The sequence below is a fragment of the uncultured Lutibacter sp. genome (genome assembly GCF_947495725.1).
Classification (GTDB): Bacteria; Bacteroidota; Bacteroidia; order Flavobacteriales; family Flavobacteriaceae; genus Lutibacter.
Genome location: NZ_CANLZZ010000002.1, coordinates 784,679 through 798,863, shown reverse-complemented (window position 1 = coordinate 798,863; position 14,185 = coordinate 784,679). Strand labels below are relative to the sequence as shown.

General features: G+C 31.0%; 15 protein-coding genes. 7 read left to right on the top strand and 8 right to left on the bottom strand.

From position 1 onward, the window contains the following. Position 1 precedes the first annotated feature (1 nt). From Q0776_RS06860 to mraZ, 5 genes are read right to left on the bottom strand one after another with little or no spacing between them, the layout of a single operon-like run. The gene (locus Q0776_RS06860; protein WP_298366335.1) at positions 2–1,465 is read right to left on the bottom strand and encodes a UDP-N-acetylmuramoyl-L-alanyl-D-glutamate--2,6-diaminopimelate ligase; all 1,464 of its coding nucleotides are present in this window, start codon (positions 1,463–1,465) and stop codon (positions 2–4) included. Beyond that, a complete protein-coding gene (locus Q0776_RS06855; RefSeq protein WP_298366333.1) occupies positions 1,466–3,457 on the bottom strand; it encodes a penicillin-binding protein in 1,992 nt (663 codons plus the stop codon). A gap of 4 nt (positions 3,458–3,461) precedes the next feature. Continuing rightward, positions 3,462–3,791: an FtsL-like putative cell division protein gene (locus Q0776_RS06850; protein ID WP_366138950.1), complete on the bottom strand. Its 330-nt coding sequence runs from the start codon at positions 3,789–3,791 to the stop codon at positions 3,462–3,464. After that, positions 3,791–4,687, bottom strand: coding sequence for a 16S rRNA (cytosine(1402)-N(4))-methyltransferase RsmH (gene rsmH, locus Q0776_RS06845; RefSeq protein ID WP_298366331.1), 897 nt, complete (start codon positions 4,685–4,687; stop codon positions 3,791–3,793). The genes Q0776_RS06850 and rsmH overlap by 1 nt, the downstream gene beginning before the upstream one ends. Then, positions 4,674–5,150 carry a division/cell wall cluster transcriptional repressor MraZ gene (gene mraZ / locus Q0776_RS06840; RefSeq protein WP_298366329.1) on the bottom strand — a complete coding sequence of 159 codons (477 nt, stop codon included), beginning with the start codon at positions 5,148–5,150 and terminating at the stop codon, positions 4,674–4,676. The genes rsmH and mraZ overlap by 14 nt, the downstream gene beginning before the upstream one ends. Positions 5,151–5,360: 210 nt before the next feature. On the opposite strand from mraZ, the gene Q0776_RS06835 reads away from it, so the two are divergent. The 7 genes from Q0776_RS06835 to Q0776_RS06805 all read left to right on the top strand — a co-directional run bounded on the left by Q0776_RS06835 (position 5,361) and on the right by Q0776_RS06805 (position 10,623). Continuing rightward, positions 5,361–6,125, top strand: a complete 765-nt coding sequence (locus tag Q0776_RS06835) for an alpha/beta hydrolase (protein ID WP_298366327.1) — start codon at positions 5,361–5,363, stop codon at positions 6,123–6,125. 3 nt (positions 6,126–6,128) lie between these two features. Next, complete coding sequence (yihA, locus tag Q0776_RS06830) at positions 6,129–6,740, top strand: ribosome biogenesis GTP-binding protein YihA/YsxC (protein WP_298366325.1); 612 nt, start codon at positions 6,129–6,131, stop codon at positions 6,738–6,740. A 1-nt stretch (position 6,741) separates the two neighbouring features. After that, on the top strand, positions 6,742–7,428 hold the full coding sequence (locus Q0776_RS06825; RefSeq protein ID WP_298366322.1) for an RluA family pseudouridine synthase: 687 nt from the start codon (positions 6,742–6,744) through the stop codon (positions 7,426–7,428). Positions 7,429–7,527: 99 nt separating this feature from the next. After that, positions 7,528–7,959 (top strand): thioredoxin family protein, encoded by a 432-nt coding sequence (locus Q0776_RS06820; protein WP_298366319.1) that lies wholly within the window; start codon positions 7,528–7,530, stop codon positions 7,957–7,959. A 4-nt stretch (positions 7,960–7,963) separates the two neighbouring features. Then, on the top strand, positions 7,964–8,947 hold the full coding sequence (locus tag Q0776_RS06815; RefSeq protein WP_298366316.1) for an FAD:protein FMN transferase: 984 nt from the start codon (positions 7,964–7,966) through the stop codon (positions 8,945–8,947). Beyond that, positions 8,944–9,156 carry a DUF4266 domain-containing protein gene (locus Q0776_RS06810; RefSeq protein WP_298366314.1) on the top strand — a complete coding sequence of 71 codons (213 nt, stop codon included), beginning with the start codon at positions 8,944–8,946 and terminating at the stop codon, positions 9,154–9,156. Before Q0776_RS06815 ends, Q0776_RS06810 begins: the two co-directional genes overlap by 4 nt. 12 nt (positions 9,157–9,168) lie before the next feature. Beyond that, on the top strand, positions 9,169–10,623 hold the full coding sequence (locus tag Q0776_RS06805) for a DUF3570 domain-containing protein (RefSeq protein ID WP_298366312.1): 1,455 nt from the start codon (positions 9,169–9,171) through the stop codon (positions 10,621–10,623). A 170-nt stretch (positions 10,624–10,793) separates the two neighbouring features. Here Q0776_RS06805 and argH read toward each other — a convergent pair whose 3' ends face one another. From argH to argB, 3 genes are all read right to left on the bottom strand, one after another. Then, a complete protein-coding gene (argH, locus tag Q0776_RS06800) occupies positions 10,794–12,071 on the bottom strand; it encodes an argininosuccinate lyase (protein ID WP_298366310.1) in 1,278 nt (425 codons plus the stop codon). Positions 12,072–12,186: 115 nt separating this feature from the next. Then, the gene (locus Q0776_RS06795; protein WP_298366308.1) at positions 12,187–13,245 is read right to left on the bottom strand and encodes a M20 family metallo-hydrolase; all 1,059 of its coding nucleotides are present in this window, start codon (positions 13,243–13,245) and stop codon (positions 12,187–12,189) included. A 51-nt stretch (positions 13,246–13,296) separates the two neighbouring features. After that, on the bottom strand, positions 13,297–14,079 hold the full coding sequence (gene argB / locus Q0776_RS06790) for an acetylglutamate kinase (protein WP_298366306.1): 783 nt from the start codon (positions 14,077–14,079) through the stop codon (positions 13,297–13,299). Positions 14,080–14,185 lie beyond the last annotated feature (106 nt).

Sequence of the window (14,185 nt, the reverse complement as noted above, 5' to 3'; positions counted from 1 at the left end):
TTTATTTTTCTATAGCATTTAAAAATTGTGATACCTTTTCAAAATCGTCAAAATTTGAACGAATTCCTTTTACTTCTTGATATGTTTCGTGCCCTTTACCAGCAATTAAAATAATATCACCTCTTTTAGCTAGTTTAGCAGCAGTTTTTATAGCTTGCTCTCTATCTAATACTGTTAGGGTTTTCTTATAATTTTCAGCATCAACTCCCACTTCTATTTCATTTAATATCACTTGAGGATCTTCAGACCTAGGATTATCTGAAGTAAATACAACTTGAGAACTTAATTGAGATGCTATACGTCCCATAATAGGACGTTTAGCTTTATCTCGATCTCCACCGCATCCCACAACGGTAATAACTTGTTCGTTTCCGGTTCTAATATCATTTATTGTTTCTAACACATTTTTTAAAGCGTCTGGTGTATGTGCATAATCAATTATTGCTGTTACACCTTCTTCTGAAATAAAATGTTGAAACCTACCACTTACATTCTCTAACTCACTTATAATTCTTAATGCTTCTACTTCCTCCAATCCTAAAATTTGAGAAACCCCAAAAACTGCCACCAAGTTATATGCGTTAAAACTCCCTATAAGCTTTGTCCAAACTTCATTATTATTTATACTTAATAGCAATCCAGAAAATTGATTTTCAAGAATCCTAACTTTAAAATCGGCCATTGTTTTTTGAGCATATGTATACTTTTTGGCTGATGAGTTTTGGACCATAACCGAACCATTTTTATCATCAACATTTACAAGCGCAAATGCATCTTTAGATAAATTATCAAAAAATGATTTTTTTACGTCTCTATACTCCTTAAAAGAATTATGATAATCTAAATGGTCATGTGTTAAATTTGTAAAGACACCTCCGTTAAATTTTAATCCTTCAGTTCTTTTTTGATGAATACCATGTGAACTAACCTCCATAAAACAGTAATCCACACCAGTTTCTACCATCTGTTTTAAATACCTATTAATAACCAACGAATTTGGTGTAGTATGTGTGGCCTCAAATTGTAATTTATCTACTAAAACTTTTACTGTAGACAAAAGACCAACTTTATATCCTGCTTTTTGAAATAAATTATATAATAAAGTAGCAATTGTAGTTTTTCCATTTGTACCAGTAACCCCAACCAATGTTAAATTAGCAGAAGGATTATCATAAAAATTAGAAGCCATAATAGCTAGTGCTTCATCAGAATCTTTAACTTGAATATAAACTATGTTTTTATTAATATTCTCAGGTAAAACTTCACAAACAATAGTATTTGCACCTAACTCTATTGCCTTTTCAATAAATTTATGCCCATCAAAAACAACACCTTTTTGAGCAAGAAACAAATCATTGTTACCCACCTTTCGAGAGTCGAATTGGATTTCATTAAAAGCTCTATCCGTGCTGCCGTGCACCGCTTTAATTGAAACCTTATATAATATGTCTTTAACTATTTTCAATTAAGATAACTTTATTACTATTGTTGATCCTTTTACTAATTTTTCACCCTCTTTTTGAGATTGTTCTACCACTTTTCCAACTCCTGAAAAATTGACTTTTAAACCCATATTTTCAAGTAAAGAAATGGCGTCCATAGCCGCCATTCCTTTTACATTTGGGATTGAATTAAATTCTTTATTAGATTTTGCATAATATGCCTCAAAGTTTGATTTTACACTTTCAAAATTAGGCGCAACGTTATCAATCTTATTAATTATATGATTGTTTGAATATATTTTCTGAGCTATATCTTTAAAAACAGGTCCAGAAACATCTGCACCATAAAATCCAGTTTTGGTATCTGGTTTATGAATCACCACAATGCAAGAATACTTAGGGCTTTCAGCAGGAAAATATCCAGTAAACGATGAAATGTATTTTTTATCTTTAAGCCATTCGGAATAATTTCCATACTCAACACGTGCTGTCCCTGTTTTACCTGCCATTGAAAAATCTTCTGAATACAACTTTCTACCAGTACCCCTATAAACAACATTTTTTAAAATCTCTTGTATCTTACTAACAGTCTCTTTTGAGCAAATAGACTTATTGATAACTTCTTTATCAAAAGATTTAACATGTTTATTCCACGATCTAATTTCTTTAACAAATCTTGGCTTAACCATTTCACCATTATTTGCAATAGCGTTATAAAAAGTTAAGGTTTGCAACGGAGTTAATTTTAAATTATATCCATACGCAATAGAAGGCAATGCATTTTTACTCCATAAACTATGATTAGGGCCTGGAATCAATGGCTCTCCCTCTCCTTTTATTGGCAAACCTAATTTCTCATTTAAATTCATTGCATACAATGAATTAATAAATCTCTCTGGTTTTTCGCCAAAATTTTCTTCTATTAACCGCGCAAAAGCAATATTTGAAGACACCTCCAAAGCTCTTGCAGCTGAAATTTTACCATAACCACCTCTCTTAGAATCATTAATATACCTTCCATACAACCTATACCTTCCATTACCTGTATCTACAATAGTACTTGTATCAATTACTTTAGCCTCCAAAGCTGCAACCATAGACATTAATTTAAATGCTGAACCCGGTTCGTGAGATTCATATACAGCATAATTTCGTTTTTCGTAATACTTTCCCTCGCTGCTTCTTCCTAAGTTTGAAATAGCCTTAATCTCACCCGTTTTAGTTTCCATAACAACAACGCAACCGTGCTCGGCGTTGTAATATTCTAACTGTCTCAATAACGAATGATGAGCTATATCTTGTATATTAACATCAATTGTAGTAACAATATCTTTACCATTGATTGGCTCTTTTTCATTTCTATCATTAATAGGTTTCCATTGTCCTTTTGCAATTTTTTGCTTCATTCTTAACCCATTCTTCCCTATCAAAAATTTTCTATAAGCACCTTCAATTCCAGGAGCACCTCTATAATCATCATAGCCAATAGTTCTTTCTGCAACCTTTCCTAATGGATGCGCTCTAACTGTAGACTGCTCCGCAATAAAACCACCTTTATACATTCCCAAATTAAAAATTGGAAAACTTTTTATTTTTATATACTCAGAATACCCCAATTTCCTGGCAATAAACAAATACCTATTTTTTGAATTTCTTGCTTTTCTAATTTTGCGCTCCCAAGCTGCACTAGAATTACCTAGCATTTTTGCTAACTCATTGGATAAACTTCTTATATTCTTCTCAAAAACTTCACCATCAACAGTATAAGCATCCATTCGAATTTCATATTGAGACATTGAAGTAGCCAATAAACTACCGTCCGCCGCAAAAACACTACCTCTATTTGCATATATGGTGTCATTCCTTAAAGTTAATTTTTCAGAAAGATTTCTATATTTATCTCCTTCAGAAAATTGAATATTAGTAAGTCTTAAAATTATTGCAACTAAAAAAAGCGCAATGCAAAAACACACCACGTACAATTTATTTAAAATACCTTTTTTAGTTACTCCCAACTTTCTATTTTTTACTTGTAATTACTTTTATTACTTGTGGAGGTTTTTCACTAGGTTTAATACCTGATTCTAAAACCTTACCCCTAACCGTTGATTCTAATCTCATTTTCATTGAAATTGACCTAGTATCAAGAAACTCTGCTCTTAACTCTTTCAACTCATTTTTAAGCTTCGCAATTTGCATCACTTTTTTATCCGAACTATGAGAACTCGCAATCATCATTAACATTAAGCCAACTACGAATAAGATAAATCTCCAATTCTTAAATGAATCTTTACTTATTAAAAATTCACCTTTCAATAAATTATATATGCTCGTTTTAATTATTGACATTATACAACAGTTGCTATTCTAAGTTTTGCACTTCTAGCTCTATTATTTAACTTTACCTCTGCTGCTTTTGGAATAATCAATTTACCCACCTTTTTCATAGGCACATCCACATTCCCAAACATATCCTTCTCTGGATCACCTTCAAACAAACCACTTCTAATAAAACGCTTTACAAGCCTATCTTCAAGGGAGTGATATGAAATTACACTCAACCTTCCTTGCTCATTTAATAATTCAGGCACCTGAAGTAAAAACTCTTTTAAGACTTCTATTTCTTGATTTACCTCTATTCTAATTCCTTGGAATATTTGAGCTAAAATTTTATGCTCAACAGCTTTCGGAACAAATTGGCTTAACACCTCTTTTAACTCAAAACTTGTTTTTATTTCTTTTTCATCTCTCGCTTCAACAATTTTTTTAGCAATAGCACGGGCATTTCTCATTTCACTGTATTGAAACAGAATTGCACTAATTTGCTCTTCCGTGTAATTGTTAATAACTTCAAAAGCCGATAACTTACCAGATTGATTCATTCTCATATCCAAATCTGCATCAAACCTTGTTGAAAAACCTCTTTCAGCCTCATCAAATTGATGAGAGGAAACACCTAAATCAGCTAATATTCCATCAACCTTTTTAACTCCATAAAACCTTAAATACCTTTTTATAAATCTGAAATTTTGAGGAATTAAGGTAAATCTTGAATCTTCAATTTTATTTCTTTGCGCATCTTCGTCCTGATCAAAAGCAAACAATCTACCTTCTTCACCAAGCCTACTCAAAATCTCTCTAGAGTGACCACCACCACCAAATGTAACATCTACATACACTCCGTTTGGTTTAATATTTAAACCATCAACACTTTCTTTCAATAATACTGGATTATGATATTCCATTTACATCAATTTCAGATTCATTACCCATTACTTCTTCCGCCAAATCGGCAAAATCATCAGTTGAGTTATCTATAACATTTTCATAATTATCCTTATCCCAAATCTCAACAATGTTTACCGCTGTTGATAAAACTACATTTTTAGAAATACCAGCAAATGCTTGTAAATCTTTCGGAATTAATAACCTTCCAGAAGCATCCAATTCTACAACTTTAACACCTGCAGTAAACCTTCTAATAAAGTCATTATTTTTTTTCACAAACCTATTTAACTTGTTTACCTTTGCCATTAAAATATTCCACTCAGACATTGGATACAATTCCAAACAAGGCTGAAACACAGAACGTTTGATCACAAAACCATCTTGCAAAACCGGAGCCAACTGCTTTTTTAAAGCAGCCGATAAAAGCATTCTGCCCTTAGCATCTGCTTTACCTTCGTATGTTCCAATTAGATTTACCATAATAGTTTCAGTATGAATTCAAAAATATAAATTTTTTCCCACATTTAACCACTTTTACCCACTTTGTTAATAACTTTTACCACACAATACCATTTCATAGTTATTTTTTTGACTTCCAGGTTTTTAAATAATTAATTTCAGACATTGATAAAAAAGTCGTATTTTGGAAAAAAAAGTTACCTTTGCACTAAGCTTAAAATTTAAAATTTAATGAGCAGTAATCTTAAAAAAGAAGGGAAATTCAGTTACATTGAAGCCGGTGAAGGACAGCCAATAATATTGCTGCATGGCTTAATGGGTACCTTAAGTAATTTTGATAGTGTATTAGATCATTTTTCAAAAAATGGTTACAAAGTAATTATACCTGAACTTCCAATTTATACGCTTCCTCTTTTAAAAACAAATGTTAGAAACTTATCTAAGTTTTTAAAAGAATTTATGGAGTTCAAGAAAATTGAAAAAGCAATTCTTCTAGGAAACTCATTAGGTGGCCATATTGCTCTGTACTTTACAAAACTAAATTTGAAAAATGTTGCGGGATTAGTCCTTGCAGGTAGCTCTGGCTTATATGAAAAATCTATGGGAGATACGTTTCCTAAGCGAAGTAACTTTGAATATATTGAAACCAAAACTCAAGAAGTATTTTACGATCCACAAGTTGCATCAAAAGAAATGGTTGACGAAGTATTTAGCACTGTAAATGACAGGCATAAAGTTATTAGAACACTTGCCATTGCAAAAAGTGCCATAAGACATAATATGGCTAATGATTTAGCTGATATGAATGTTCCAACTTGCATTATTTGGGGTAAAAATGATTCGGTAACACCTCCTGAAGTTGCAATTGACTTTGAAAAACTTTTACCAGATGCAAATTTATTTTGGATTGATAAATGTGGACATGTTCCAATGATGGAACATCCAGAAGAGTTTAATAAAATTCTTCAGAACTGGTTAAAAGAGCGAAATCTTTAAACAATGAAAATAAATACCGCTAGTTTTGTAATTAGCAATTCCGACGTGGCAAAATGCCCAAAAGAAAGAATACCTGAGTATGCTTTTATTGGACGTTCAAATGTTGGGAAGTCTTCTTTAATAAATATGCTAACAGGACAAAATAAGTTAGCAAAAACATCTGGAAGACCCGGTAAAACACAACTTATAAACCATTTTAAAATTAATAATAATTGGTTTTTAGTAGATTTACCAGGTTACGGTTATGCTAAAGTTTCTAAAAGCGTAAAAAAAACATTTCAAAGTTTTATAAAGAATTATTTTTTACAAAGGGAACAATTAATTTGCTCTTTTATACTTGTCGATTGCAGACATGAACCACAAAAAATAGATTTGGAATTTATGGAGTTTTTAGGCGAAAATGAAATTCCTTTTTGTATTATTTTTACAAAATCTGATAAGTTGAAAATTTCTGAACTAAATAGAAACATAAAAAACTATGTAAAAATAATGACCAGTACAGTTTGGGAGGAAATGCCTAAATATTTTATTACCTCTGCAACTTCATCGAATGGAAAAGAAGATTTACTTAATTATATTGATGAAATAAACGCTGGTTTAGATTTAAATTCTTAAAATGGCTTCAACTGCAACTAACTTAAACATCTTATTTGAAGATAATCATCTTATAGTTGTAAATAAACAATCTGGAGATATTGTTCAAGGCGATAAAACTGGAGACAAACCTTTAAGTGAAATTGTTAAAGAATACATAAAAAACAAATACAACAAACCTGGAAATGTTTTTTTAGGTGTTGTACATCGATTGGACCGACCAACAACGGGAATTATAGTTTTTGCTCGCACTTCAAAATCGCTTGAACGATTTAATAAAATGCTGCGCGATAAAACTGTTAACAAAACATATTGGGCCATTGTAAAACAGAAACCAAAAAAGAAACAAGACACTTTAATTGGATATTTAAGAAAGAACCCAAAGAACAATAAGTCAACTTCATATTCTTCTGAAATTGAAGGAAGTAAAAAAGCAATTCTTCATTATAAAATACTAAAATCCTTAGACAATTATCACTTATTAGAAGTTGATTTAGAAACTGGAAGACATCATCAAATTCGTTGTCAATTAGCTTCCATTGGTTGTCCAATTAAAGGTGATTTAAAATACGGTTTTAATAGAAGCAATAAAGATGCAAGTATACATTTACATGCACGTAAAATTAAATTTACACACCCCGTTAGTAAAGAAGAAATTGAAATTACAGCACCAACTCCAAATGAAGTTATATGGAATTTATGTAATTAATAATATACTTTTCCCATCTTTTTTTCGTTAAATAACACTACTTAAACATAAAAGCGGGGTAAAATAGCATTTAACTATCTCAGCAACAAATACATTTATATGAAAAAAATATTTTTAAGCTACGCTTTAGTCTTAATTACTTTTTCTGGGTTTTCCCAAAATTGGCTAACAAATTTGGAGGAAGCCAAAGAAATTTCTGCAAATGAAAATAAAAATATAGTCTTAGTTTTTCAGGGTTCAGATTGGTGCGCTCCCTGTATTAAATTAGATAGAGAAATATGGAGTACACAAGAATTTAAAAAATATGCCGATAAGAATTTTGTAATGCTTAGGGCCGATTTTCCAAGAAAAAAGAAAAACAAACTCACAGAAACTCAAATTAAAAGCAACAAAGAATTAATGGAAAAATATAATCTAAATGGTTATTTTCCGTTTGTTGTTGTACTTGATAAAAATGGAAAGGTTTTAGGAAATACAGGTTACAAAAAAACGACTCCAAAAGAATATATAAACACTCTTTCTTCGTTCTAAAGAAATGAAAAAATGTTTTCTATTAAATATTGCTTTATTAGTTTCAACCGTTATTTTAGGACAGCACACTCAAAAACGCACCTTAAAATTGATGGGAAGCAGATTTGATATTACAGTAGTAGCAAGTGATTCTGCCAAAGCTGCAATGCATATTAACACTGCTATTTCTGAAATAACACGAATTGAAAAAAAAATCTCCTCTTGGGATTCTAATTCTGAAACTTCAGCAATAAATAAAAATGCAGGCATTAAACCAATTAAAGTTAGTAACGAATTATTTTATTTAATTGAACGTGCCATAGCTATTTCAAAATTAACTGACGGAGCTTTTGATATTAGTTACGCTTCTATGGATAAAATATGGAAGTTTGATGGCAGTATGAAAACAATGCCTTCAGAAAATAAAATTAAAAACTCTATTGCTAAAGTTGGTTTTCAGAATATAATTCTCAATAAAGAAAATAAAACTGTTTTTCTAAAACAAAAAGGAATGAAAATCGGTTTTGGTGGAATTGGAAAGGGTTACGCAGCTGATAAAGCCAAACAACTACTAATTTCAAAAGGTGTAAAAGCAGGAATTATAAATGCTTCTGGCGATATGAATACTTGGGGAAAGCAGCCGAATGGAAAAGAATGGATGGTTGCAATTACCAACCCTATGAATAAAAACATTGCATTTGCTACTTTACCAATTAGCAATAAAGCGGTTGTTACATCTGGTAATTATGAGAAATATGTAACGTTTAACAATATTAGATACACACATATTATTGATCCAAGAACCGGTTATCCAGCTATAAATATTATAAGCGCATCCGTTTTTGCTCCTAAAGCTGAACTTGCAGACGCACTAGCAACTTCAATTTTTGTTATGGGAACAGAAGTTGGATTAAACAGAATAAATCAACTAAAAGGAGTTGAATGTATTATTATAGACGGTACAGGAAACATTCACTACTCTAACAATATTAATATAAATAAAATATGATAAAAAAAATGGGATTAATGGCATTAGCTATTACTTCTTTAACATCGTGTGTTGCTGTTAAAGAATATGAAAAAGTATATATTAACGATCCTGATATGGTGCTTTCATCTAGAAAAATTGAGAAGTTTGAAACAAGTGCACAAGTATATCGTGAAGCTGCTTCTGGTGCGAACGGAGGAAAATCTGGTGGAGGCTGCGGCTGTAATTAAAAAATATTTATAATGAAAAAAATAACACTAATTTTAATTACACTTTTCTCAATTGCATCTTACTCACAAGAAAAAACTGCAGAGAAAACTTATAAAAAAAGGGTTTTAGAAAACACCGAAGTTGATTTTATTTCTAGTTACTATTCTCAAGACGGAGACAATGCCGCTGTAACAGGTGGAATTGGGACTGAAGAATTAACAGACATTGCAAGTACTTTAACAGTTTCTATTCCTTTAAATGATGACGATGTTTTAACTATTGATGCAACAATTTCAGCATATAGTTCAGCGTCTTCAAGTAATTTAGATCCGTTTGATGCTTCTGGAGCTTCAAATAATAACGGACATGATGACGATGATCACGATGATGATAATAATAGTTCAGGAAGTGGAGGAAGCCCTTGGGTAGAATCTTCTGGAGCATCACAATCTGATGCTTGGGTTAATTTAACTGCAAATTACAGTCATTCTTCTGATGACAGAAATACAATTTTAGACGGAAATATAAGCGTTTCTAAAGAATATGATTATACATCTTTTGGATTTGGAGGTAGTTTAACAAAGCTATTTAACGAAAAAAACACCGAAATTGGAGTGAAAGCAAATGTCTATTTCGATTCTTGGCAACCAGTTTTTCCAACCGAAATAGATTCATATTTAGAAGCTAACCAAAACTTAAATAACGGCTTTTTTAGTGGTATTGAAATATTAGACCAAGATGGAGATATAGTTAATAAAAACGGCTCAAATGTATGGAGTCCTTTAAACAATACACTTATTGAAGATGAATCTAGAAACACGTATTCTTTATCATTAAGTTTTTCTCAAATTATTAGTGAAAAAGCTCAATTTTCAATTTTTGCAGATATTATTCAACAAGATGGTTGGTTAGCAAACCCTATGCAACGTGTTTATTTTTCAGACAGAGATAATTATTATATAGGCAATGCTTCAAGTATTTCTAACTACACTTCAAAGGAGAATACAGATGTTTTTCAATTAGCTGATGATATTGAACGTTTGCCAGATACTCGTTTTAAAATACCTGTTGGAGCACGTTTTAATTATTATATAAATGAAGTAGTTTCTTTAAGAACATATTACCGTTATTATTATGATGATTGGGGAATTTCATCTCATACAGCTAGTCTTGAAGTGCCTATAAAACTAAGTGATAAGTTTACTATTTATCCTTCATATAGATATTACAATCAAACTGCTGCAGATTATTTTGCACCTTATGAAGAATTAGTTTCTACGAATGAATTTTATACTTCAGATTACGATTTATCCGAATTTAATTCAAACCAATATAGTTTAGGAATTTCTTATACTGATATTTTTACAAAACGTAGAATTTGGAAACTTGGTTTAAAAAGTGTTGACTTGAAATATAGTAATTACGAAAGAAATACAGGATTAAGCTCTAGTATTGTTTCTTTAGGATTTAAGTTTATCGCAGATTAAAGCTATTCAAAATGGACTAACACTGAATAAAGAATATTTATGTTTAACTAACTTGAGATTCTTCATTATCATTCAGAATGACAATAAAATTAATAATTACGTCAACTTAAATTTATTCAAAGTTGATTAATAAACAAAAAAGAGCCTAATTAAATTAGGCTCTTTTTTGTTTATGCTTTATTTTTCTTGGCAACAATTTCATCCAAACATAAGTTCCCTACACTTCCTTTATGCGTATGTTTTACTTTTTTATCTGGATTAAATTTACCATCGTTAATATCTTTACCAACAATTTTATAAGCATCTCTAAACGGTGTTCCGTTTTGCACTAGTTCATTTACTACCTCAACGCTAAACAAATACAAGTATTTATCTTCTTCAACAATATCTTCCCTAACTTTAATATTTTTTAACGAATAGGTTAACATTTCTAAACAAGCTTTTAATGTTGAAAATGAAGGAATTAAACCCTCTTTTAACAATTGTAAATCTCTGTGATAACCACTAGGTAAATTATTGGTAATCATTGTAAATTCCATCGGTAAGGCTTGAAGTTTATTACACTTTCCTCGAATCAATTCAAAAACATCTGGATTCTTTTTATGTGGCATAATACTAGAACCAGTTGTTAATTCATCTGGAAAAGAAATGAAATTAAAATTCTGACTCATATACAAACAAATATCCATACTCATTTTTGCTAACGTAGCAGCAACAGAACTCAAACCAAATGAAACTGATTTTTCTAATTTCCCACGTCCCATTTGAGCCGCAACCGAGTTAAATTTCAATGTTTCAAAATTTAATAATTTAGTAGTTTCATCTCTATCAATAGGAAAAGAACTTCCATAACCTGCAGCTGAACCTAACGGATTTTGATCTGCTACTTTGTAAGCCGCTTTTAAAAAGTAAATATCATCAATCAACGTTTCTGCATAAGCTGAAAACCACATTCCAAAAGATGATGGCATTGCTACTTGTAAATGCGTATAACCCGGTAATAGCACATTTTTATATTGTTCTGCTAACTTAATTAACAAATCAAATAATTCATCAACACCATCATTAATTTCAGTTAAAGCATCTTTTAAATACAAATGAACATCAACTAAAACTTGGTCGTTTCTAGAACGTGCTGTATGAATTTTTTTACCGGTATCACCTAACTTTTCAGTTAGCATAAACTCAACTTTTGAGTGCACGTCTTCAAACGAATCTTCAATAGTAAACTCTCCAGCTTCAATAGTTTTTAAAATTGCATTCAATTCAACTTCCAAAGCATTAATTTCTTCCTTTGAAAGCAATCCTATTTTATGGAGCATTTTAGCATGAGCCAAATTTCCAATTACATCATACTTTGCCAAAATTAAATCTAACTCCCTATCATTACCAACTGTAAAAATATCTATTTTTTTATCGGTTGAAAATCCCTTATCCCAAAGTTTCATAATTATTATTGTATTAAGTTGTTGTGTTTAGTTTTTATTGATTGTCATATTGAGCAATTGTGAAATATCTCACTCAAACCGAGGAGATTATTCATTTCATTCAGAATAACAATTATTATACTATTTCTTCTAATATTTTAATATATAAATCCACACCTTCTTCAATTTCTCTAACATAGATAAACTCATCTGCCGTATGCGAACGTAAACTTTCTCCTGGCCCCAATTTTAATGAAGGACACGTTAATATTGCTTGATCTGAAATGGTTGGCGATCCATATGTTTCTCTACCTAATTTAACGCCTGCCAACACAATTGGATGGTCTTTTGGAATTGACGAAGAGTTTAAGCGTTGTGATCTTGGGCAAACTTCTGATTTAACCTTAGATTCAACAATTTCAAACACCTCTTGGTTGCTATATGCATCAGTAACTCTTACATCTACCACAAATTTACAGCTCGATGGTATTACGTTGTGTTGACTTCCTGCTTCTATTTGAGTAACTGTCATTCTTACTTTACCAAGTGTTTCAGATACTTTAGGAAATTCATAGGTTTTAAACCAATTAATATCTTCTATAGCGTTATAAATGGCGTTATCTGCATTACCGTGAGCTGCGTGCCCCGAAGTTCCTTTTGCTTCGCAATTTAGTACCATTAAACCTTTTTCGGCGATAGCCAAATTCATTAAAGTAGGTTCGCCCACAATAGCAAAATCAATTTCTGGCAATATGGGTATAATACTATGTAATCCATTTGGTCCCGTATTTTCTTCTTCAGCTGAAGCAACCATTAAAAAATTGTATTTTAAATCTTCTCTATTATAAAAATAGGTAAAGGTTGCTAGCAACGAAACCAAACATCCTCCGGCATCATTACTTCCTAATCCATATAACTTACCATCTAAAACTTCCGCTTTTAAAGGATCACGCGTATACCCTTTATTTGGTTTTACCGTATCGTGATGTGAATTTAGTAATATTGTTTTTTTAGAAGGGTCGAAGTATTTATTAATTGCCCAAACATTGTGTTTTTCACTTTCAAACTTAATGTCATGATGCGAAAACCATTGCATAATCAATAATGCAGTTTCATTTTCTTCTCCAGAAAAAGATTGCTTTGAAATCAACTTTTTAAGTAATTCAATAGCCTGTTTTGTTAATTGATCAATCATTTTTAATTGTTAATTACTTTAAATTTTCGTCTATATTAACTTAACGAAGTTTTATATTGTTAATGTTGTATATAATTTTGTTGAATTTTTTATTAAAGAAGCATCTCCAATTTTCACTTTACTTACTCCTTTTTTTAATGAATTAAAACAATTATGCATTTTTGGAAGCATTCCGTCTGCAATAATTCCACGAGCTACTAACTCTTCATATTTTTCAGAATTAATTTCTTTAATAACAGAATCTTTATCTTCAATGTTTTCTAAAACACCCTTTAATTCAAACACAAAATTTAATTCTGTATTATACATTGAACTCATACCTATTGATACTTCAGAAGCTATTGTATCTGCATTTGTATTTAATAATTGCCCCTTTTTATCATGAGTAATTGCACAAAAAACTGGTGTTACATTATTTTGTAATAGCACATTTATAATTTCCGAATTAACGGCATCAACATCACCCGCAAAACCATAATCGATATCTTTTACAATACGTTTATGTGCCAAAATACAGTTGGCATCGGTGCCTGAAAGTCCCATTGCATTGCACCCAAAACCTTGCAACTTTGCTGTTATTTTCTTATTTAATAAACCAGCATATACCATTGTTACTACTTCAACTGTTGCTTCATCTGTTACTCTCCTACCGTTTATCATTTTAGGTTGTAAACCCATTGCAGAGGAAACTTCAGTGGCCTTTTTACCTCCACCATGAACTAAAATTTTAGGTCCCTTCAATTCTGAAAAATCCTTTAAAAAAGAAAATAATGCTTCTTCATTGTTAATTACATTACCTCCTATTTTTATAATTTGTAGTGTTTGTTTAGTCATTGTTTAAATTTGTTCTTTATGTCATATTGAGCTAAGGTGAAATATCTCAAATAATGATATGAGATTCTTCATTTGGCGATCTCTTCATTCAGAATGACAATTACTA